General features: G+C 64.8%; 20 protein-coding genes and 1 pseudogene. 3 read left to right on the forward strand and 18 right to left on the reverse strand.

Annotated elements, in window-relative coordinates; all coding sequences use genetic code 11:
* Positions 1-171: 171 nt before the first annotated feature.
* The 12 genes and pseudogenes from ACODS9_RS15950 to ubiE form a co-directional block, all read right to left on the reverse strand.
* Positions 172-2,115 (reverse strand): methyl-accepting chemotaxis protein, encoded by a 1,944-nt coding sequence (locus tag ACODS9_RS15950; protein WP_489094266.1) that lies wholly within the window; start codon positions 2,113-2,115, stop codon positions 172-174.
* Positions 2,116-2,270: 155 nt separating this feature from the next.
* Positions 2,271-3,143, reverse strand: coding sequence for a methyl-accepting chemotaxis protein (locus ACODS9_RS15955; RefSeq protein ID WP_404940931.1), 873 nt, complete (start codon positions 3,141-3,143; stop codon positions 2,271-2,273).
* Positions 3,126-4,187, reverse strand: a pseudogene (locus ACODS9_RS15960) (methyl-accepting chemotaxis protein); the annotation flags it as partial. The pseudogene ACODS9_RS15960 and the gene ACODS9_RS15955, both read right to left, overlap by 18 nt.
* Before the next feature lie 99 nt (positions 4,188-4,286).
* The gene (locus tag ACODS9_RS15965; protein ID WP_489094267.1) at positions 4,287-4,994 is read right to left on the reverse strand and encodes a 16S rRNA (uracil(1498)-N(3))-methyltransferase; all 708 of its coding nucleotides are present in this window, start codon (positions 4,992-4,994) and stop codon (positions 4,287-4,289) included.
* Positions 4,991-5,782, reverse strand: a complete 792-nt coding sequence (tatC, locus tag ACODS9_RS15970; protein WP_023632588.1) for a twin-arginine translocase subunit TatC — start codon at positions 5,780-5,782, stop codon at positions 4,991-4,993. The genes ACODS9_RS15965 and tatC overlap by 4 nt, the downstream gene beginning before the upstream one ends.
* Positions 5,779-6,147, reverse strand: coding sequence for a Sec-independent protein translocase protein TatB (tatB, locus tag ACODS9_RS15975; protein ID WP_401108887.1), 369 nt, complete (start codon positions 6,145-6,147; stop codon positions 5,779-5,781). Before tatB ends, tatC begins: the two co-directional genes overlap by 4 nt.
* Before the next feature lie 3 nt (positions 6,148-6,150).
* A complete protein-coding gene (locus ACODS9_RS15980) occupies positions 6,151-6,423 on the reverse strand; it encodes a twin-arginine translocase TatA/TatE family subunit (protein WP_046853910.1) in 273 nt (90 codons plus the stop codon).
* A gap of 77 nt (positions 6,424-6,500) precedes the next feature.
* Positions 6,501-6,836, reverse strand: coding sequence for a phosphoribosyl-ATP diphosphatase (locus ACODS9_RS15985; RefSeq protein WP_139674022.1), 336 nt, complete (start codon positions 6,834-6,836; stop codon positions 6,501-6,503).
* A 1-nt stretch (position 6,837) separates the two neighbouring features.
* Positions 6,838-7,230, reverse strand: coding sequence for a phosphoribosyl-AMP cyclohydrolase (gene hisI / locus ACODS9_RS15990; RefSeq protein ID WP_023632585.1), 393 nt, complete (start codon positions 7,228-7,230; stop codon positions 6,838-6,840).
* Between the two features lie 73 nt (positions 7,231-7,303).
* Positions 7,304-8,917 (reverse strand): ubiquinone biosynthesis regulatory protein kinase UbiB, encoded by a 1,614-nt coding sequence (ubiB, locus tag ACODS9_RS15995; protein ID WP_038706931.1) that lies wholly within the window; start codon positions 8,915-8,917, stop codon positions 7,304-7,306.
* A complete protein-coding gene (locus ACODS9_RS16000; RefSeq protein WP_038706930.1) occupies positions 8,914-9,537 on the reverse strand; it encodes a ubiquinone biosynthesis accessory factor UbiJ in 624 nt (207 codons plus the stop codon). The genes ubiB and ACODS9_RS16000 overlap by 4 nt, the downstream gene beginning before the upstream one ends.
* Positions 9,537-10,307 carry a bifunctional demethylmenaquinone methyltransferase/2-methoxy-6-polyprenyl-1,4-benzoquinol methylase UbiE gene (ubiE, locus tag ACODS9_RS16005; RefSeq protein WP_023632556.1) on the reverse strand — a complete coding sequence of 257 codons (771 nt, stop codon included), beginning with the start codon at positions 10,305-10,307 and terminating at the stop codon, positions 9,537-9,539. The genes ACODS9_RS16000 and ubiE overlap by 1 nt, the downstream gene beginning before the upstream one ends.
* A 125-nt stretch (positions 10,308-10,432) precedes the next feature.
* Between ubiE and ACODS9_RS16010 the strand changes: the two genes are divergently transcribed.
* From ACODS9_RS16010 to ACODS9_RS16020, 3 genes are all read left to right on the forward strand, one after another.
* Positions 10,433-10,708, forward strand: coding sequence for a polyhydroxyalkanoic acid system family protein (locus ACODS9_RS16010; protein WP_401108893.1), 276 nt, complete (start codon positions 10,433-10,435; stop codon positions 10,706-10,708).
* Between the two features lie 200 nt (positions 10,709-10,908).
* Positions 10,909-11,331 carry a phasin family protein gene (locus ACODS9_RS16015; protein WP_023632554.1) on the forward strand — a complete coding sequence of 141 codons (423 nt, stop codon included), beginning with the start codon at positions 10,909-10,911 and terminating at the stop codon, positions 11,329-11,331.
* 10 nt (positions 11,332-11,341) lie between these two features.
* Complete coding sequence (locus tag ACODS9_RS16020) at positions 11,342-12,085, forward strand: phasin family protein (RefSeq protein ID WP_489094268.1); 744 nt, start codon at positions 11,342-11,344, stop codon at positions 12,083-12,085.
* Positions 12,086-12,170: 85 nt separating this feature from the next.
* On the opposite strand, the gene ACODS9_RS16025 is transcribed toward ACODS9_RS16020, so the two are convergent.
* The 6 genes from ACODS9_RS16025 to hslU form a co-directional block, all read right to left on the reverse strand.
* Positions 12,171-12,785: a TetR/AcrR family transcriptional regulator gene (locus tag ACODS9_RS16025; RefSeq protein ID WP_046853913.1), complete on the reverse strand. Its 615-nt coding sequence runs from the start codon at positions 12,783-12,785 to the stop codon at positions 12,171-12,173.
* Positions 12,786-12,789: 4 nt separating this feature from the next.
* Positions 12,790-14,472, reverse strand: coding sequence for a class II poly(R)-hydroxyalkanoic acid synthase (phaC, locus tag ACODS9_RS16030; RefSeq protein WP_401108898.1), 1,683 nt, complete (start codon positions 14,470-14,472; stop codon positions 12,790-12,792).
* A 126-nt stretch (positions 14,473-14,598) separates the two neighbouring features.
* Entirely contained in the window at positions 14,599-15,450 is an 852-nt protein-coding gene (phaZ, locus tag ACODS9_RS16035) for a poly(3-hydroxyalkanoate) depolymerase (protein ID WP_038706927.1), read from the reverse strand.
* A 64-nt stretch (positions 15,451-15,514) separates the two neighbouring features.
* Entirely contained in the window at positions 15,515-17,194 is a 1,680-nt protein-coding gene (phaC, locus tag ACODS9_RS16040) for a class II poly(R)-hydroxyalkanoic acid synthase (protein WP_046853916.1), read from the reverse strand.
* Positions 17,195-17,529: 335 nt separating this feature from the next.
* The gene (locus ACODS9_RS16045) at positions 17,530-17,907 is read right to left on the reverse strand and encodes a gamma-butyrobetaine hydroxylase family protein (protein ID WP_046853917.1); all 378 of its coding nucleotides are present in this window, start codon (positions 17,905-17,907) and stop codon (positions 17,530-17,532) included.
* Positions 17,908-17,994: 87 nt separating this feature from the next.
* A complete protein-coding gene (gene hslU, locus ACODS9_RS16050; protein WP_046853918.1) occupies positions 17,995-19,338 on the reverse strand; it encodes an ATP-dependent protease ATPase subunit HslU in 1,344 nt (447 codons plus the stop codon).
* Between the last annotated feature and the right edge of the window lie 40 nt (positions 19,339-19,378).

Consider the following 19,378-nt stretch of genomic DNA (forward strand, 5'->3'; position numbering starts at 1 on the left):
CTCCGCAAGACCTGCGTTCGGCCTCCTGAAGTCGCGAAGTTACGGGCGGCGCCTGGGCTGGCGCAGCTGTCGCTAGTGGGCTTTGGGGGAACCTTCTGATCGCCAAAGCAAAGCAAAGCAAAGCCAAAGCCTAGGCCCGGGGCTGGGGATTTGAACGCACGGCCGGAAGGCCTAAAGGCTGAACCGCCCCACCATGCCCCGCAACTGCTGCCCCAAGTGCTCCAGTTCCCCGCTCGAAACCGCCGTCTGCTCACTGGCCGCACTGGTCTGGTCCGACACATCGCGCACATTGATCACGCTGCGGTTGATCTGCTCGGCAACCACGCTCTGCTGCTCGCTGGCTGTGGCGATCTGTTGGTTCATGCCCTGGATGCTCGATACCGTTTCGGTGATTTGCCCCAGCGCGGCACCCGCCTTGCGGCTGAGCTCGACACTCTGCCCGGTCAGGCTCTTGCTGTCGTCGAGCAGACCGGTGACTTCGTCGGTACCACGGTGCAGGCTGTCGATCAGCAGCTCGATTTCCTCGGTCGACTGTTGCGTGCGTTGGGCCAGGCCGCGCACTTCGTCGGCCACCACGGCGAAGCCCCGTCCTGCTTCCCCCGCCCGGGCTGCCTCGATGGCGGCGTTGAGCGCCAGGAGGTTGGTCTGCTCGGAAACCGACTTGATCACATCTAGAATCGAACCGATGCGCTGGCTTTCACCGGCCAGGTGGCCCATGGCGGTGAGGCAGCGGTCCATCTGGCTTGCCAGTTGCTCGATGCGGGCGATAGCCTCGGCCACCACCTGGTCGCCCAGTTGTGCTTGATGATCGGCGGTGGTTGCCGCCAGCGAGGCCTGTTCGGCGTTCTGCGCGACTTCCTGTACCGTGGCGCTCATCTGGTTCATGGCCGTGGCCACCTGATCGGTCTCTTCGCGCTGCTGGCTGATGCGCTCGCGCGTATCCACACTGGCGCAGGCCAGCTCTGCCGCTGCCTTGGACAACTGGCCGACGCCCTGATCGATGCCGCCGAGCAGCTCGCGCAGGCTCAAGGTCATCTCGCGCATGCTGGTTTGCAGCTGGCCCATCTCGTCACGGCGGTGCACCGTCTGTACCTGGCTGAGGTCGCCACGGGCGATGCGCGCGGCCTGGGCCAGCACTTGGCGCAGGGGTTGGGTGACCTGCCGGGTAATCAGCCAGGCGGCCAGGATGCCGAACACCAGCGCCAACACGGCCACGCTGGTCAGCAACGAACGGTCGGCCAAGGCCTCGTTGTCGCGCTGCTCGACCTTGCGCTCGCTCAGTTCTCGGCTCACGGCCTGCAGTTCGTCGCCCATTTTCTCCATGCCGTCCTGCAGTTGCTCAACCTTGAGCGCGGCCTCGCGGTATTGGCGCAGGGTGTCGCGATAGCGGTCCAATTCCACCTGTGGCCGCTGGATCAATGTGGCGGGCAGTTCCAGTGGTGCAATGGCCCGCAGCAATTGCCCCAGGCTGACGTTCGCCGCCTGCAGCGCGGCATCGCCCATGCTGGCGAAACTGTCCTGGGGCGAGTAGGTATAGGCCGGCACCTGGCTTTGCTGGCTGGCAGACTCGATATGGCGGCCCAGGGTATCCATGAGGCCGACCACGCTGCCCTGCTGTCCGTCGCCCGGCAGCTTCAGCAAGGCCTGGGTCTGCAGCTCGTCGATCACGGCTTCGAGCACGCCAGCCTGCGCCTGCATTGCCGCACGCAAGCTTTCGCGGCTGTCCACGGTACCTTGCAGGATGGCGAAATCGGCCTTCAGGCGCTGCAGCAGCTGCAGTTTCTGGTTCAGCATCTGCCGCGACGAGTCGACGCCGCTGCGTTGTTGCAGCAGGGTCAGGCGTTCGTGCAACTGCTCCAGGATGGTTGCGATGCGGGTCTTGCTGACGTCGTCGGCGAGTACCCGGTAGGTGATGCGCTCGGCGCGCAGGTCACGGGTCAGGTCGTTGAGTTGGCCGATGTCGCTGAGCTGCTCCGAGCGCTGGATGGCGCCGTCCAGGGCGCGCCAGCCGCTGAGCGTGGTGGCCAGGGTGAGCAGCAGCACCACGGTGAAGCCCAGGGCGAGCTTGAGCCCGACGCCAAGGTTGCCGATCTGGCGGTCAAGGTATCCGAACATGGCAGGTCTCCGTCCAATTGAGAAATGGCCATAGCGGTATGTTGCCGCTATGACCCTTGCTCATCGGCAGGGAGTCCGTCGGACTGGACCTGTAAATAGGGTAGGAAAAGTCCTTACGGGCTGAAGGGCAAAGCCTACAGCCCGTAAGCCGCGGTCTAGAGCCTGAAACGTCCTACCAGACCCTGCAGGTGGGTCCCCAGGCGCGCCAACTCGACGCTGGAGCTTGCCGTCTCCTCGCTGGCCGCGGAGGTCTGGTCGGAGATATCGCGCACGTTCATCACGCTGCGGTTGATCTCCTCGGCCACGGCGCTCTGTTGCTCGGCGGCTGTGGCGATCTGCTGGTTCATCGACTGGATCGACGACACAGTGCGGGTGATGGTGCCCAGCGAATCACCGGCGCGGCGCGTCAGTTCCACGCTGCTGTCGGTGAGGGCGCGGCTGCTGTCCATGACACCGGCCACGCGCTCGGTGCCGTTCTGCAGGCTGGCAATCAGTTCCTCGATCTCTTCGGTGGACTGCTGGGTGCGCTGGGCCAGGCTGCGCACTTCGTCGGCGACCACGGCGAAGCCGCGGCCTGCCTCGCCGGCACGGGCCGCCTCGATGGCGGCGTTGAGAGCCAGCAGGTTGGTCTGCTGGGCCACCGACTTGATCACATCGAGCACACTGCCGATCTTGTCGCTCTCGGCCTTTAGCTGGTTCATCGCTTCGCTGGAGTTGACCACTTCGCTGGCCAGGCGCTCGATCTGGCTGATTGCCTCGCCCACCACCTTGTCACCTTCGCGGGCCTGCTGGTCGGCCATCAGCGCCGCTTCCGAGGCCTGTTCGGCGTTGCGCGCCACTTCCTGGACGGTGGCGGCCATCTCGTTCATGGCGGTGGCGACCTGGTCGGTCTCGACCTTCTGGTTGTTGACCCCGGCGCTGGTCTGCTCGGTGACCGCCGACAGTTCCTCGGCAGCACTGGCGATTTGCGTCACGCCGTCGCCGATGCCGCCGATCAGTTCGCGCAGGCTTTGGGTCATGCGCTGCATGCTGGCCTGCAACTGGCCCAGTTCGTCGCGCCGGTCGGCCTTGAGGTCCTGGCGCAGGTCGCCACCGGCCACGCGCTCTGCGGCGGCGAGGGTCTGGCGCAGGGGCACGATGATCTGTCGGGTAATGGCGAACGCGGCGAGCACGCCCAGCAGCAAGGCCAGCGCCGTGGCACCGGCCAGCAGGGTCTTGGCCTGCTGGGTGCCCTGGTCGCGCACGGTAGTTTGCGAAACGGTCATTGCCTGGCTGGCGTCCAGCAGCACCTGGCCCTGTGCGGACATGCGCGTCAACGCTTGCTCGCTGGCGGCCTGGGCATTGCCGAACTGGTTCACCGCGTCGCGGTAGGCGGCCAGCGCACTGGCGGCATCGTCCAGGCTGGCGGCGAACTCGGCCGGGAGCCTGGCGGGCAGGGCCTTGAGCACGGTCAGGGCCTGGTCGATGGCAGTGAGCGCGGTCTGCTGGAATTCGGCCTTGCCGCTATAGGTGTAGCCACGCACCTGGAAGCGTGCCTGCTGCAGCAGGGCCGCGACTTGCACCGCCTCCTGGTACTGCTGGATATCGCCGCCCTGCAGCAGGCGCTGCTGGACCTTGCCGATCAGTTCGGCAGCCTTGTCGGCGCTGTCGCCCAGGGTACCCCGGCTGGCCTCGCGGCGCTGACCGGCCTGCCTGAGCTCGGCGAAGGCTTGCTGGTACTGGCGTACGGCGTCCTGTTGCTTGTCCAGGCGCTGGCGGTCGGCGGGGATTTCGATCTGCCCGAGCATGAACTGCACCTGGCGCTCGAGATTGGCCAGGGCCTTTTCCAGCTCGGCCACGGAGGCGTCATCACGGCTGCGTTCGTAGGCCAGGCGGGCGAGACGCAGGTCCTGAGTGTACTGGTGGATCACCGAGATGTTGCCGAGCTTGTCGCCACGGCTGGTGACGCTGTCGATGCCTAGCCAACCGGTGAAGGTGATGCCGAGGGTGAGCAGCAACACCAGGCCGAAGCCGATCCCCAACTTGCGATTGACGCTTACATTTCCCAGTGATTGGGCAAACCAACGGTACATAGACGACTCCCCGGCGCGTGGCAGTGCGGATTATTGTTCTGTTGCACAGGCCATCGGCGAGGGGCGGGGAAACTTGATGGTAAAAACTTGACTCGCGTGTCAGAAAATTCGCGAGAGCAGGGCTGTCACCGCCGTTTCCACCCGCAGGATGCGATCGCCCAGCTGTACGGGGGCCAGGCCGGCCTTGCCGAGCAGCTCGACCTCGTAGGGAATCCAGCCGCCTTCGGGGCCTATTGCCAGGGTTACCGCGCCTTCCACCGCGCGGGGGCAGGCAGGGTAGGGACCAGGGTGGCCGACCAGGCCCAGGGTGCCTTCGGCGATGGCGGGCAGGCGGTCTTCGACGAAGGGCTTGAAGCGCTTCTCGATGATCACCTCCGGTAGCACCGTGTCACGGGCTTGCTCCAGACCGAGAATGAAGTTTTCGCGGATGGTCTCGGGCTGGAGGAACGGCGTCTGCCAGAAGCTCTTCTCGACCTTGTAGCTGTTGACCAGGATCAGCCGTGGCACGCCCAGGGTGGCGACCGTCTGGAACAGCCGGCGCAGCATCTTCGGCCGTGGCACGGCCAGCACCAGGGTCAGTGGCAGTTTGGCCGGCGGGGGCTGGTCGAAGGCCACCCGCAGTTCGGCTTCGTGGCCTTCGAGGCGGATGACCTCGGCCTTGCCCATCAGCCCGCCGATGCGCCCGACGCGCAGGCTGTCGCCCACCGCCACGCGATGGATCTCCTGCATGTGGGTGAAGCGGCGATCAGCCAGGACAACACGGTCGGCCGACACGAAGTCGGCCTCTTCAAGGAGCAACAGGTTCACGGTTGGGTCGCAGGCGGCTGGTCGTTGTGGTCGTTGCCGGTTTCTTCATGGGCGTGGCTGCGCTTGCGGATCAGGCTGCCGCACAGCACGCCGACCTCGAACAGCATCCACATCGGCACGGCCAGCAGGGTCTGGGAGAAGATGTCCGGCGGGGTGAGGATCATGCCGACCACGAAGCAGCCGATGATCACGTACGGGCGGATCTTTTTCAGGTACTGCACGTCGACCACGCCAATCCACACCAGCAGCACTACCGCCACGGGGATTTCGAAGGCGACCCCGAAGGCGAAGAACAGGGTCATGACGAAGTCGAGGTAGCTGGAAATGTCGGTCATCATCGACACGCCTTCGGGTGTGGCGCTGGCGAAGAAGCCGAAGATCAGCGGGAACACCAGGAAATAGGCGAAGGCCATGCCGGCGTAGAACAGGAAGATGCTCGACACCAACAGCGGGATGGCGATGCGCTTTTCATGGCGGTAGAGGCCTGGGGCAATGAAACCCCAGATCTGCTGGAGGATGAACGGGATCGCCAGGAACAGCGAGACGATCATGGTCAACTTGAACGGCGTCAGGAACGGCGAGGCCACGTCGGTGGCGATCATTGTCGCGTTGGCTGGCAAGTGCTCGCGCAGCGGTGCCGAGACCAGGGTGTAGATCTGCTGGGCGAAGGAGAACAGCCCGGCGAAGATCAGGAAGATGGCGGCGACGCAGCGCAGCAGGCGGGTGCGCAGCTCGGTCAGGTGCGAGACCAGCGGCATCGGCTGGTCGGTTTCCGGATTCTCGCTCATGGGGCTCGCGGCGGTTGTGGCGGTTCGGAGGGTGGGGCTGCGGCCGGCTGCGCGGGCGCTGCGTCGGCGGCAGGTGCGGCAGGCGTTTCAGCGTTTGCCGGCGGCTGTGTGGGCGGCGTCAGCGGATTGAGGATGCGCTTGGCCTCTTGCTCCATCTGCAGGATGTGCTCGTTGTGCAGCTGGCGGCGGATGTCATCGGCGCCGATCTCGCGCTCGACCTCCATCTTGATCGCGTTGAAGCTGCGCTTGAGGCGACCGATCCATAGCCCGGCAGTGCGTGCGGCCCCCGGCAGGCGCTCGGGGCCGAGCACCAGCAGGGCGACCAGGCCGACGAGCAGCAGCTCGCTGAAACTGATACCGAACATGGGTCAGTCTTTCCGCTGCGGCTCTTGAACCGGCTGGGCCTGGCCTTCGATGGTATGGCCCTGGGCCTGCTGCGCGGTGTTCTGTACCGGCGGAACAGGTTGCGCCGGCGGCGGGGTCTGCTCGGCCGGCTTGGCTTCTTCTTCGTTCATGGCCTTGCGGAAGCCCTTGATCGATTCGCCCAGGTCGCTGCCGAAGTTCTTCAGTTTCTTGGTGCCGAACACCAGCACCACGACGACCAGCAGGACGATCCAGTGTTTCCAGTCAAAAATACCCATTTCGTACTCCTGAAAAATGTATGTCAGCCGGAACCGGCGCTATCGCGGGGCAAGCCCGTTCCTGTAAATATGCGCGGTCAGGCCTGGGGCTGACGGGCGGCCTTCTCGTCATGGCCGGAAAGGCCGAAGCGGCGCTCCAGTTCGTCGAGCACTGCCTGCGGATGCTGGCCCAGCGCGCTGAGCATGACCAGGCTATGAAACCACAGGTCTGCGGTCTCGTAGATGACATCGCTGTAATCCTTGCTGACGGCGGCATCCTTGGCGGCAAGGATGGTCTCGATGGACTCTTCGCCGAGCTTCTCGAGGATCTTGTTCAGGCCCTTGTGATGCAGGCTGGCCACGTAGCTGCTGTCGGGCGCCGCGTGCTTGCGTTCTTCCAGCACCTCGGCGAGGCGGTCTAGCGTGTCGCTCATGTCAATGCCCTGCGCTATAGATGGCGTCCGGATCCTTGAGGACCGGATCGACGATTTTCCACTGGCCGTCTTCGAACACGCGATAGAAGCAGCTTTCGCGGCCGGTATGGCAGGCGATATGGCCCAGTTGCTCGACCATCAGGATGATCACGTCAGCGTCGCAGTCCAGGCGCATTTCGTGCAGCTTCTGCACATGGCCCGACTCTTCGCCTTTGCGCCACAGCTTGCCCCGCGAGCGCGACCAATAGATGGCGCGATGCTCGGCGGCGGTCAGGGCGAGGGATTCACGGTTCATCCAGGCCATCATCAGCACGCGCCCGGTCTTGTGGTCCTGGGCGATCGCCGGTACCAGGCCATCGCTGTTCCACTTGATCTCGTCCAGCCAGTCTTTCATCGTCGACTCCAAACCGGGCCCGCTCCCGTACCGGGCCCCTGTGCGCTAGTGTGCCAGCCGGCGGCGCGGCTGGCTATCGGCGCACGATCAGGTACAGGCCCGCTGCCAGCATCAACCACGCGGGCCAGGCGGCCGGGGCGCTGAGGCTGACCGCGCCGGCCGCCAGGGTGGCGCCACCGCCGAGCAGGCCAGCACCGAGCAGACGCAGCGCCCAGTTGTCGCCGGCGCGGCGCCGCTCGGGCAGTTGCGGGTCGTGCAGGTGCGGTTGCGACAGGCGTTCGAGCAGATCGCGGGTCATGTCGGCCAGGTGCGGCAGTTGCTCGGCCTGGCTGTAGAGGTTGCCGATTACCGCCTTCGGGCTCATGCGCTCGCGCATCCAGCGCTCGAGGAAGGGCTTGGCGGTGCTCCATAGGTCCAGGTCGGGGTAGAGTTGGCGGCCCAGGCCTTCGATATTGAGCAGGGTCTTCTGCAGCAGCACCAGTTGTGGCTGGACTTCCATGTTGAAGCGCCGAGCCGTCTGGAACAGACGCATCAGCACCTGGCCGAAGGAGATATCCTTGAGCGGTTTTTCGAAGATCGGCTCGCACACCGTGCGGATCGCCGCTTCGAACTCGTTGACCTTGGTCTGCGCCGGTACCCAGCCCGAATCGATGTGTAGCTGGGCCACGCGGCGGTAGTCGCGCTTGAAGAAGGCGATCAGGTTGCGGGCCAGGTAGTCCTGGTCCTCGGCGGTGAGGCTGCCGACGATACCGCAGTCGATGGCGATGTATTGCGGGCTCCACGGCTTGACCGTGCTGACGAAGATATTGCCCGGGTGCATGTCGGCGTGGAAGAAGCTGTCGCGGAACACCTGGGTGAAGAACACCTCGACGCCGCGCTCGGCCAGCATCTTCATGTCGGTGCGCTGGTCGGCCAGCGTCGCCATGTCGGTGACCGGCACGCCGTAGATGCGCTCCATCACCAGTACCTTGGGCCGGCAGAAGTCCCAGTAGACCTGGGGCACGTACATCAGCTCGGAGCCTTCGAAGTTGCGCCGCAGCTGGCTGGCGTTGGCGGCCTCGCGCAGCAGGTCGAGCTCGTCGTAGATGGTCTTTTCGTAGTCGCCGACGATTTCCACCGGGTGCAGGCGACGGGCATCGGCCGAGGCGCGCTCGGCGGCCTTGGCGATCAGGAACAGCCAGGCCAGGTCCTGGGCGATGACCGGTTTCAGGCCCGGGCGCACCACCTTGACCACCACCTCCTCGCCGCTCTTCAGGCGTGCGGCGTGTACCTGGGCCACCGAAGCCGAGGCCAGCGGCTCGACGTCGAAACGGCTGAACACCTCGCCTACCTTGGCGCCGAGCTGTGCTTCGATCAGCGCCACGGCGTGCTGCGGGTCGAACGGTGGCACGCGGTCCTGCAGCAGCATCAGCTCGTCGGCGATGTCGGTGGGCAGTAGGTCGCGGCGGGTGGAGAGCAACTGGCCGAACTTGATGAAGATCGGGCCCAGGTCCTGCAGCGCCAGGCGCAGGCGTGCGCCGCGGCTCAGCTCCAGGGGCTTGCGCGGCAACCAGCGCCAGGGCATCAGCAGGCGCAGGCTGGCCAGCCACCAGGGCAGCAGGGGTTGTTCGAACAGCAGGTCATCGAGGCGGTAGCGGATCACGACGCGCTGGATGCGCAACAGACGGCGGACGGCGAGCAGCTTCATGCGTTATCGCTGGTATCAAGAGTGTGGGCGAGGCGGCGCAGGCGTGCCTCAAGGCGTTCGATATCGACCTTCAGCGCATCGAGTTCGCTGAATGCCGCTTCGGCTTCGCGTTTGCCGACCAGGGTACGCGATTCCTCGGCCAGGTACTCGGAGAGATTCTCGCCGAAGCGGGCCAGGCCTTGGCGGGTCCAGCGCGCGCGCAGGCGCAGGTGGCCGGCGATCAGCGCGGTGGGGACCGGCCCCAGCCAACGCTGCAGCTCGTGTTCCCAGTCCAGTTCCAAGTCCTGCAGGATGCCGAACAGGTCGAGCAGCACGGCGCTGTCGCCATGCAGCTCGACCTGGGGGCTGTGCAGTACCGCGGTCTTGTCTTTGGCCAATGCCAGCTGCGCCAGGCGCCCGGCGGGGGCGCGCAGGGTGCAGTCGACCTCGCTTTCCCAGTGGGCGGCAAGCATCAGGCCTTCCTCGTCGGGCAGCACGAACAGCTTCAGGGCCGGCTGCACGCAGTCGATCTCGATCACCTTGCCTTCCAGCGCCGCCAGGCGCGGGAGGGCGGTGCTGTCCAAGCGCAGGACACGGTTGAGCCCGTGCTCGACGCTGGCGAGCAGGCCGGCCAGGAGCATCAGGGCTTGATCCCCCGGTGCACGGCGACGATGCCGCTGGTCATGTTGTGGTAGGTGACGCGGTCGAAGCCGGCCTCGACCATCATGCTCTTGAGCGTTTCCTGGTCGGGGTGCATGCGGATCGATTCGGCCAGGTAACGGTAGCTTTCCGAATCGTTGGTGATGAGCTTGCCGGCCAGCGGCATGAAGGCGAACGAGTAGGCGTCGTAGGCCTTGGACATCAGCTTGTTGGTCGGCTTGGAGAATTCCAGGATCAACAGGCGGCCACCGGGCTTGAGCACGCGCAGCATGGAGCGGATGGCCGCATCCTTGTGCGTCACGTTGCGCAGGCCGAAGGCGATGGTCACGCAGTCGAAGTGGTTGTCCGGGAACGGCAGCTTTTCAGCGTCGGCCTGGACGAATTCGATATTGCCCGACACGCCGCGGTCGAGCAGGCGGTCGCGGCCGACCTTTAGCATCGATTCGTTGATGTCGGCCAGCACCACCTGCCCGGTCGGGCCGACCAGGCGCGAGAACTTGGCGGCCAGGTCGCCGGTACCGCCGGCAATGTCCAGCACGCGGTTGCCGCTGCGTACCCCGGACAGCTCGATGGTGAAGCGCTTCCACAGGCGGTGCATGCCGCCGGAGAGCACGTCGTTCATCAGGTCGTACTTGGCGGCCACCGAGTGGAACACCTCGGCGACTTTCTTCGCCTTCTGGCTCTCGGGAACGTCCTGGTAGCCGAAGTGGGTGGTGGGTTCGGCGTGGTCGCCTTTGCGCTGGTCGGTCATATCGCTTCACCAGAAAAAAATTACGGCCATTCTAGGGGCTACGGGCGGATTTGTCTTGGCGGGGTGTGTCACGCAAAGGGGGCGGGCATAATGGCGATTATGTCTTCATATCCAGGATCACCCGCATGACCCAGATCAGCGTCGAACGCAAACACTCCCTCGGCCGTGAAGCCGCTCGCGCCAAGGCCGAGGCGCTGGTGGACAAGCTGACCCGCGAATACGACCTCAAGGCCAGCTGGAACGGTGATCGCGTCGATGTGAAACGCAGCGGCGCCAACGGCAGTGTGCATATCGGTGAGGACACCATCCGCGTCGAGCTCAAGCTGGGCATGATGCTGTCGATGATGAGCGGCACCATCAAGGGCGAGATCGAGCGGGCGCTGGACAAGGCGCTGGCCTGATGGCCAGCAGCCTCAAGTTGTAAGCTTCAAGCAGCAAGCAAGAGCAGGTTTTGTAAAGGTTTGCTCTTGCTTGCAGCTTGCCACTTGAAGCTCGCAATTGCTCTTAGGGTGAGGATTCTAATTTTTCCGCCTACCTTCACGCTCAAGCCCTACCACCCGGGCAGTTCCTCCCTCCCTTAAATGAGCATGAGGTGCAGAGCATGGCCAAAGTGAATCTCAAGCAGAAAGACGACGCCCAAGGCAGCACGCTGGGCGAGGTGCGCGGCTACGCCCGCAAGATCTGGCTGGCGGGCATCGGTGCCTACGCCCGTGTCGGCCAGGAAGGCTCCGACTACTTCAAGGAGCTGGTGAAAGCCGGCGAAGGCGTCGAGAAGCGCGGCAAGAAACGCCTCGACAAGGCTGTCGAAGCCGCCAATACCCAGATCGACGAAGCCACCCAGGAAGTCACCCGCGTGCCCGGCCGGGTCGAGGCGCAGCTGGACAAAATCGAACGCGCCTTCGACGCCCGTGTAGGTCGCGCCTTGAATCGCCTCGGCATTCCGTCTAAACATGACGTTGAGGCGTTGTCCATCAAGCTTGAACAGCTGCACGAGCTGCTCGAGCGCGTCGCGCACAAACCATAAGGAGAGCAGGATGGCTGGCAAGAAGAACACCGAGAAAGAAGGCAGCTCCTGGATCGGCGGAATCGAGAAGTACTCCCGCAAGATCTGGTTGGCTGGCCTGGGTATCTACTCCAAGGTCGACCAGGACGGTCCGAAGCTGTTCGATTCGCTGGTGAAGGACGGCGAGAAGGCCGAGAAGCAGGCGAAGAAAACCGCCGAAGACGTGGCTGAAAGCGCCAAGTCGTCGACCAACTCGCGAGTGTCGGGCGTGAAGGATCGTGCGCTGGGCAAGTGGAGCGAGCTGGAGGAAGCCTTCGACAAGCGCCTGAACAGCGCCATCTCGCGTCTGGGCGTGCCCAGCCGCAATGAGATCAAGGCCCTGCACCAGCAGGTCGATTCGCTGACCAAGCAGATCGAGAAACTGACCGGTGCCTCGGTCACCCCGATCTCCAAGGCCAGCGCCAGCAAGACGGCCGCCAAGCCATTGGCCAAGGCGGCTGCCAAGCCTGCGGTCAAGACCGCTGCGGCAAAACCTGCGGCGAAAACCGCAGCGGCCAAGCCTGCGGTCAAGGCTGCGGCCAAGCCTGTAGCGGCCAAGCCCGCTGCCAAACCGGCAGCCGCCAAGAAACCGGCCGTGAAGAAAGCGGCGCCGGCCAAACCTGCGGCAGCTAAGCCCGCCGCACCGGCGCCTGCCGCCACCGCAGCCCCGGCACCGAGCGCGGCACCGGCCAGCAGCACCCCGTCGGCACCGGTGAACGCGGCCACCCAGGCCTGATACCGGGTCGTACTGATCGCGGGGCAAGCCCGCTGCCACGAAGCCTGCACAGGACTTGTGGCAGCGGGCTTGCCCCGCGATCGTTTCAGCCTTCCAGATACCTCATTGCCAACTGCTCCGCCGCCATGCGCGCCGGGGCCTGCAGGTGCGGCGCCACCAGCATCATCACCTGGTACACGACCACGCCGACATCGCCCTCGCGGCCAAGCACGCGCTGATAATCAAGCGAGCACATCAGGGTCAGGGTGATCTGTTCCACCAACTGCCCCAGTGCCTGGGTCTCGCTGGTCACCTGGCCCTGGCCCTTGAGACTGGCCAGCAGCGCGGCCAGGGTGCGCTTGAGGGCGTTGATCAGGCTGCGCATGCCCCGCGCCAGCTTGGGCAGGCGCCCGGTCAGGTTGGACAGGTCCTGGAACAGGAAACGGTACTGGGCCATGCGTTCGACGATCAGGTGCAGGAACAGCCAGTAGTCCTCGGCATCCAGGCGTACGTCCAGCGGTGGGTCGAGCAGTGGCATCAATTGCTCTTCGAAACGCTCGAACAGGCCGATCACCAACGGCTCCTTGCCGTGGAAGTGGTAGTACAGGTTGCCTGGGCTGATCCCCAGTTCGTTGGCGATCTCCAGGGTCGAGACGTTGGGTTCGCCCTGGCGATTGAACAGCTGCAAGGCACATTCGAGGATACGGTCGCGGGTCTTCATCCGGTCAGCGTGCCAGTACGTAGCTGCCGGGCGCGGGGCCCAGCGGTGGATAGGTGGTGTTGCCCAGCTCGTCGCGTGGCGTCCTGAGCGTGCCGGAGCGTTGCTCTATCCATTCCAGCCACAGGGGCCACCAGCTGCCGTCGCGGCGTTGGGCGTCGTGGAACCAGGCCCGCGGGTCGCTGGAGAGCTTGGGGTTTTCCAGGTAGTAGGCCTTGGGGTTGCCGGGCGGGTTGATGATGCTCTGGATATGACCGCTGTTGGCCAGGATGAAGCGTCGGTCGCCGCCGAGCAGCAGGGCCGAGCGGTACACCGCGTCCCAGGGGGTGATGTGGTCGTTGCTGCCGGCCACGGTGAAGCTGTCCAGCCCGACCTGCGTGAGGTCGATCGGGGTGCCGCACACCTCCAGGCCTTCAGGGAAGGTCAGCGGGTTGAGCTTGAAGAAGTCCAGCAGGTCGCCGTGCAGCGCGGCCGGCAGGCGCGTGCTGTCGGCGTTCCAGTAGAGGATGTCGAAGGCCGGCGGCGTCTTGCCCATCAGGTAGTTGTTGACCCAATAGTTCCAGATCAGGTCGTTGGGGCGCATCCAGGCGAAGATCCGTGCCACCTCGCCGCCGTCCAGCACGCCGCGCTGGTAGGAGCGGCGCTTGGCCGCCTCGATGGTCTGCTCGTCGGCGAACAGGCTGGCGGGGCTGTCGAACTGGCTGTCGAGCAGGCTCACCAGGTAGGTGGCACTGCGCACCTTGCGCAGCTGCTTCTTCGCCTGCAGGTGGCCCTGCAGCGCGGCCATGGTCAGGCCGCCGGCACAGGCGCCCATCAGGTTGGGGTCGCGGCTGCCGCTGATGCTGCGACAAGCGTTGAGCGCCTCCTCCAGGGCCTGCACATAGCTGGACAGGCCCCACTCGCGGTGGCGTGGGTCGGGGTTGCGCCAGCTGACCATGAATACCTGCAGGCCCTGCTTGAGCATGTACTGGACGAAGCTGTTGGTCGGGCCCAGGTCGAAGATATAGAACTTGTTGATCTGCGGCGGCACCACCAGCAGCGGTCGGGCGTACTGTTTCTCGCTCATGGGCTTGTACTGGATCAGCTCCAGCAGTTCGTTGCGAAACACCACTGCGCCCGGTGTGGCGGCCAGGTTGCCGCCGACCTCGAAGGCCCGTTCGTCCACCTGCCGTGGCAGGCCGTCGTTGTGGCGCAGGTCGTCGAGCAGGTGGCTGACACCGCGCAGAAGGCTCAGACCGCCGGTGTTGAACAGTTCCTTGACCGCCAGCGGGTTGAGCAGCGAGTTGCTAGGGGCGAAGGCGTCACTGACCAGGTTGAACAGGAACTGCGCTCGTGCGCGGTCGTCGTCGGCCAGGCTGCTTTCCTCGATCCACAGGCGCGTCTGCTTCTGCCAGGCAAGGTAGGCCTGCAGGCCGCGGCGGTAGAACGGGTTCTGGCTCCAGGTCGGGTCGCTGAAGCGGGCGTCCCTCGGGTGGGGCTGGTAGGGGCTGTCGCCGATCAGCACGCGCCCCAGCTGGCCACCCAGGCTCAGCAGGTGATGCGCGGTGTGCAGCGGATTGCGCAGGCCGATCCGGCCGACCTGGCGCAGGGTCGAGAACAGGTCGCGACCGCGCAGGCCGGTGATGGCGTTCTGCACGTTCATGCTCGTGGCGGGGACCGGTGTCGATCCTCTGGCCGGTTTGTCCTTCATGCCAACACTCCTTCGTCAGATCCATTTCCGCGTTGGCCTTGATGCGGGTAAAGCTACTCCTGCAGGCTCGCATCGCCTGCCTGGGAGTGCCCGCAAAGGCCCGTGCTGACGCAATAAAAAGCCTTCCTACCCCCGTGCCGCTGGCCGAGGGTGCATGACCGCGCGTTGGCGTTCTTGCTCGAGGAATTTCATGATGATCGGGGCGACGGCCTCGGCCCGGGTGATCAGGAACAGGTGGCCATCATCGATTATGTGTAGCTGGGCATTGGGAATCCGCCAGGCCAGCAGGCGCATGTTGATCAGTGGGATCAGCGGATCGTCGTCGCCGGCCAGTACCAGGGTGGGCTGGTGGATCTTGTGCAGCCAGTGGATGCTGGTCCAGCCGAGCCCGGCGAACAGCTGCCAGTAGTAGCCCAGCTTGCCGCCCGAACGCACCTTCGAGGCATGGTGCATGGCCAGGTCCGGATCCCGGCGAAAGCCGCCGCCATAGATCAGCGGCGCGATGCGGATGACATGGGAGGGCTGCACGTAGCGCCGTGGGCTGGCCATCATCCACAACACCTTGGGCTTGCCCGGTACCATCACCGCGCCGGCGGCGGTGGCGGCCAGCACCAGTTTCTTGCAGCGTTCGGGGTAGTCGTGGGCGAACTGCTGGGCCAGGGCGCCGCCCCAGGACACGCCGATGACGTTGACCTGGCCGTAGTCCAGGTAGTCGAGCATCCTTGCGGTCAGCTTGGCCAGGCCGGGAAAACGGTAGGGGTGACGGGGCGTGGACGAGCCGCCCACCCCGGGCACGTCGAAGGCGATGACCTCCAGGTCCGGGTCCAGGGCCTCGATGAATGGAAACACCAGCTCGAGGTTGGCGCCGATGCCGTTGAATATCAGCAGCGGCGTCAGGTGTGGCTTGCCCGGGCGGACCGCAGTGCGGATGGACTGGTCGTCCAGCTCGACGGTCCTGAAGATATACGGTTGCGGCATGCGCGTGACTCTGTGGTGAAAGTAGCGCCGCGCTGCGCCACCAGGCGCACCACGGCGGTTCGGCTCAACGCTCGTGCACGTATGTTCCCGGTGCGGCCTCGCCCGCGGTATAGGCGCGGTTACCCAGGCGTGTAGGTGCCTTCTTGAGTTCGCCGGCGCGCTCACCCAGCCAGGCCTGCCAGTGCAGCCACCAGGAGTCGGCGTGCTTGACCGCGTTCTCCTGCCAGGCCACCGGGTCGTCCGGGCGATCCTCGCCGGTCATGAAGCGCGCCTTGGGGTTGCCCGGGGGGTTGAGAATGCTCTGGATATGGCCACTGTTGGACAGCACGAACTCGATCTTGCCGCCGAACAGGTGCGCCGAGCGGTAGCACGACTGCCACGGGGTAATGTGGTCGGCGGTGCCGGCAACGCTGTAGATGTCGCAGTCGACCTGCTTCAGGTCGATGGCCGTGCCGCACACCTCGAGGGCGTTGGAGCGGATCAGCGGGTTGTTCTTGAACATCTCGATCAGGTCGCCGTGGAAGGCGGCCGGCAGCCGGGTGGTGTCGTTGTTCCAGAACAGGATGTCGAACACCGGCGGCTCGTTGCCGAGCAGGTAGTTGTTGACCCAGTAGTTCCAGATCAGGTCGTTGGGGCGCATCCAGGCGAACACCTTGGCCATGTCGCTGCCTTCGAGCACGCCGGACTGATAGGAGTGGCGCTTGGCCGCCTCCAGGGTCTGCTCATCGACGAACAATGCCACCTGGGTGTCGACGGTGGTGTCGAGCACGCTTACCAGCAGGGTCAGGGCATTGACCTTTTTCTCGCCGAGGGCGGCGTAGTGGCCCACCAGCGCGGTGCAGGTGATGCCGCCGGAGCAGGCACCGAGCATGTTCAGGTCCTTGCTGCCGGTGATCGCCAGCACCGCGTCGACGGCTTCCTTGAGTGCGTCGATGTAGGTGGACAGGCCCCACTCGCGCTGGGCCTTGGTCGGGTTGCGCCAGCTGACGATGAAAGTCTGTTGCTGCGAGCGCAGGCAGAAGCGCGCCAGGCTCTTTTCCGGGCTCAGGTCGAAGACGTAGAACTTGTTGATCTGCGGCGGCACTACCAGCAGCGGGCGGCTGTGCACCTGCTCGGTGATGGGGCTGTACTGGATCAGCTCCAGCACATCGTTGCGGTACACCACCGCGCCTTCGCTGGTGCCGAGGTTCTTGCCGACCTCGAAGGCCTCCATGTTCACCTGGCTGGGCATGCCGCCGTTGTTGACGATGTCCTTGGCCAGGTTGGACAAGCCGTCGAGCAGGCTCTTGCCGCCAGTCTCGAAGAAGCGTTTGACTGCAGCCGGGTTGGATAGGGTGTTGGTGGGCGCCATGGCCTCGGTCACCAGGTTGATGACGAACTGCCCGCGGCTAATGTCCTGCGGCGACAGGTCGCTCTCGCTGATCCAGTCGTTGAGTTCCTTGCGCCAGGCGAGGTAGGTCTGCAGGTAGCGGCGATAAAGGGGGTTCTTGCTCCACGCCGGGTCGCTGAAGCGACGGTCGTCGCCTTCCGGCTGCAGCGCCGACTTGCCCAGCAGGACGTTCTTCAGCTCCAGGCCGAAGTGCGCCACGTGCTTGGCGCTGTGCAAGGGCTGGCGCATGGCTTGGCGCAACACCGTGCGCGCCGATGTAAGTAGATCCTTGCGGCGAATGCCGATGACCGGGTTCAGCCCCAGGGTGTTTTCCGAGGCCTGCCGCTGCAACTCATCGTTGTTCTTGTTACTCATCTACGACGCTCCGTTGTCCTGAGACGAGTACCGGTGTGCTGTGACAGCCCGGTACTGCTACTCGGGTGACCAGTGATAAGGAACAGCGGTGCTGCGACCGGATGCGTGCCGATGATGAGCTGCGGGGGTTTCTGCGTGTGAAGACAACCTGCTTTCGCTCGCGACCTCTACATACCGGCCTGGCCCTGCCTGCCCGGAGGCGATGCAGGGAACTTGCCAGCTCCATTGGTTACCCGACTTTCGTGTAATGCGCAAGACAGCCAATCTTTGGCAGTCATCCAGGCATTCAAGCAGATGAGATTAGAAAATGCGCTCTAAAGCTTGCGGGGCTTGAGCTAGAGCATCAATTTCACCACCGATTCGGACGGGTCGCGGGATTTGCCGGCCTTGTGCAATTCGTCGAGGTAGTCGGCCCATAGCTGCTCCTGGCGCAGGCACAGCTGCTCGAGGTATTCCCAGGTGAACAATCCTGAGTCATGGCCGTCGTCGAAGGTCAGTTTCAGTGCATATTGACCGGCCGGTTCCAGACCGCTGAGGCCGACGTTGATCTTGCCGAATTGCAGGATGGGATTGCCGTGGCCCTGGACTTCGGCGGAGGGCGAGTGCACGCGCAGGAACTCGGCGGGCAGGTGGTAGACCTCGCCGGGGGCGTAGGTGAGGGTGAGGGTCTTGGAGGCTTTGTGCAGGTTGATGGCGGTGGGCAGGCGGGCCATGGGTGACTCTCTCTTTGGCTTCAAGCTGCAAGCTTCGAGTGATTCCAGGCATTGTGCAAGGGGGCCGCAAGGCGGCCCCCTGCGGTCTTACAGGATGTAACGCGACAGGTCTTCGTTCTGCGCCAGCTCACCCAGGTGGCTGTTGACGTAGGCGGCGTCGATGTGGATCGGCGTCTCGTCGTGGGCGCTGGCCAGGTCACCGGCGCTGAACGACACCTCTTCGAGCAGGCGCTCGAGCAGGGTGTGCAGGCGGCGGGCACCGATGTTCTCGGTCTTCTCGTTGACCTGGTAGGCGATCTCGGCCAGGCGCTTGAGGCCCTCGTCGGCGAACTCGATGTTCAGGCCCTCGGTCTTGAGCAGGGCGCTGTATTGCTCGGTCAGCGAGGCGTGCGGCTCCTTGAGGATGCGCTCGAAGTCTTCCGGGGTCAGCGCCTTGAGCTCGACACGGATCGGCAGGCGGCCTTGCAGCTCGGGCACCAGGTCGCTCGGCTTGCTCAGGTGGAACGCGCCGGAAGCGATGAACAGGATGTGGTCGGTCTTGACCATGCCCAGCTTGGTGTTGACGGTGCAGCCTTCGATCAGCGGCAGCAGGTCGCGCTGCACGCCTTCACGGGACACATCGGCACCGCCAACATTACCACGCTTGGCAACCTTGTCGATTTCGTCGATGAACACGATACCGTGCTGCTCGACCGCTTCCAGGGCCTTGGCCTTGAGCTCTTCCTCATTGACCAGGCGCCCGGCTTCTTCGTCGCGGACCATCTTCAGCGCGTCCTTGACCTTGAGCTTGCGCGCCTTGCGCTTGCCCTTGCCCATGTTGGCGAACAGGCTCTGCAGCTGGTTGGTCATCTCCTCCATGCCGGGCGGCGCGGCGATTTCGACGCCCATGTTCTCGGCGACCTCGATCTCGATTTCCTTGTCGTCCAGCTGGCCTTCGCGCAGGCGCTTGCGGAACAGCTGGCGGGTGTTGGAGTCGCTGCTGCTCTGCTGGGCTTCCTCGCTGAAGCTGCTGACCCGCGCCTGTGGCAGCAGGGCGTCGAGGATGCGGTCCTCGGCGGCGTCCTCGGCGCGGTGGCGCACGCGGACGATCTCCTGCTCGCGCAGCATCTTCAGCGCAGCGTCGGCCAGGTCGCGGATGATCGACTCGACATCACGGCCAACGTAGCCGACCTCGGTGAACTTGGTCGCCTCGACCTTGATGAACGGCGCATTGGCCAGCTTGGCCAGGCGGCGGGCGATTTCGGTCTTGCCCACGCCGGTGGGGCCGATCATCAGGATGTTCTTGGGGGTGACTTCGGCACGCAGCTCGGCGGGGAGCTGCATGCGCCGCCAGCGGTTGCGCAGGGCAATGGCGACGGCGCGCTTGGCGTCGTCCTGGCCGATGATGTGGCGGTTGAGTTCGTGGACGATTTCGCGTGGGGTCATGGACATGATGTATGGGGTCCTCAAGCACAGTGATCAGTGTGGAAAA

This window comes from Pseudomonas sp. FG36 (genome assembly GCF_057809275.1).

Bases quoted from the DNA above. Each gene is read 5' to 3' on its own strand.
- ACODS9_RS15980 (WP_046853910.1), bottom strand. From the start codon at position 6,423: ATGGGTATTTTTGACTGGAAACACTGGATCGTCCTGCTGGTCGTCGTG.
- phaC (WP_046853916.1), bottom strand. From the start codon at position 17,194: ATGAGTAACAAGAACAACGATGAGTTGCAGCGGCAGGCCTCGGAAAAC.
- ACODS9_RS16010 (WP_401108893.1), top strand. From the start codon at position 10,433: ATGACCCAGATCAGCGTCGAACGCAAACACTCCCTCGGCCGTGAAGCC.
- ubiE (WP_023632556.1), bottom strand. From the start codon at position 10,307: ATGACCGACCAGCGCAAAGGCGACCACGCCGAACCCACCACCCACTTC.
- ACODS9_RS15985 (WP_139674022.1), bottom strand. From the start codon at position 6,836: ATGAGCGACACGCTAGACCGCCTCGCCGAGGTGCTGGAAGAACGCAAG.
- ACODS9_RS16000 (WP_038706930.1), bottom strand. From the start codon at position 9,537: ATGCTCCTGGCCGGCCTGCTCGCCAGCGTCGAGCACGGGCTCAACCGT.
- ACODS9_RS15950 (WP_489094266.1), bottom strand. From the start codon at position 2,115: ATGTTCGGATACCTTGACCGCCAGATCGGCAACCTTGGCGTCGGGCTC.
- phaC (WP_401108898.1), bottom strand. From the start codon at position 14,472: ATGAAGGACAAACCGGCCAGAGGATCGACACCGGTCCCCGCCACGAGC.
- tatC (WP_023632588.1), bottom strand. From the start codon at position 5,782: ATGAGCGAGAATCCGGAAACCGACCAGCCGATGCCGCTGGTCTCGCAC.
- hslU (WP_046853918.1), bottom strand. From the start codon at position 19,338: ATGTCCATGACCCCACGCGAAATCGTCCACGAACTCAACCGCCACATC.
- ACODS9_RS16045 (WP_046853917.1), bottom strand. From the start codon at position 17,907: ATGGCCCGCCTGCCCACCGCCATCAACCTGCACAAAGCCTCCAAGACC.
- ACODS9_RS16025 (WP_046853913.1), bottom strand. From the start codon at position 12,785: ATGAAGACCCGCGACCGTATCCTCGAATGTGCCTTGCAGCTGTTCAAT.
- ACODS9_RS16020 (WP_489094268.1), top strand. From the start codon at position 11,342: ATGGCTGGCAAGAAGAACACCGAGAAAGAAGGCAGCTCCTGGATCGGC.
- tatB (WP_401108887.1), bottom strand. From the start codon at position 6,147: ATGTTCGGTATCAGTTTCAGCGAGCTGCTGCTCGTCGGCCTGGTCGCC.
- ubiB (WP_038706931.1), bottom strand. From the start codon at position 8,917: ATGAAGCTGCTCGCCGTCCGCCGTCTGTTGCGCATCCAGCGCGTCGTG.
- phaZ (WP_038706927.1), bottom strand. From the start codon at position 15,450: ATGCCGCAACCGTATATCTTCAGGACCGTCGAGCTGGACGACCAGTCC.
- ACODS9_RS15955 (WP_404940931.1), bottom strand. From the start codon at position 3,143: ATGCAGCGCATGACCCAAAGCCTGCGCGAACTGATCGGCGGCATCGGC.
- hisI (WP_023632585.1), bottom strand. From the start codon at position 7,230: ATGAAAGACTGGCTGGACGAGATCAAGTGGAACAGCGATGGCCTGGTA.
- ACODS9_RS16015 (WP_023632554.1), top strand. From the start codon at position 10,909: ATGGCCAAAGTGAATCTCAAGCAGAAAGACGACGCCCAAGGCAGCACG.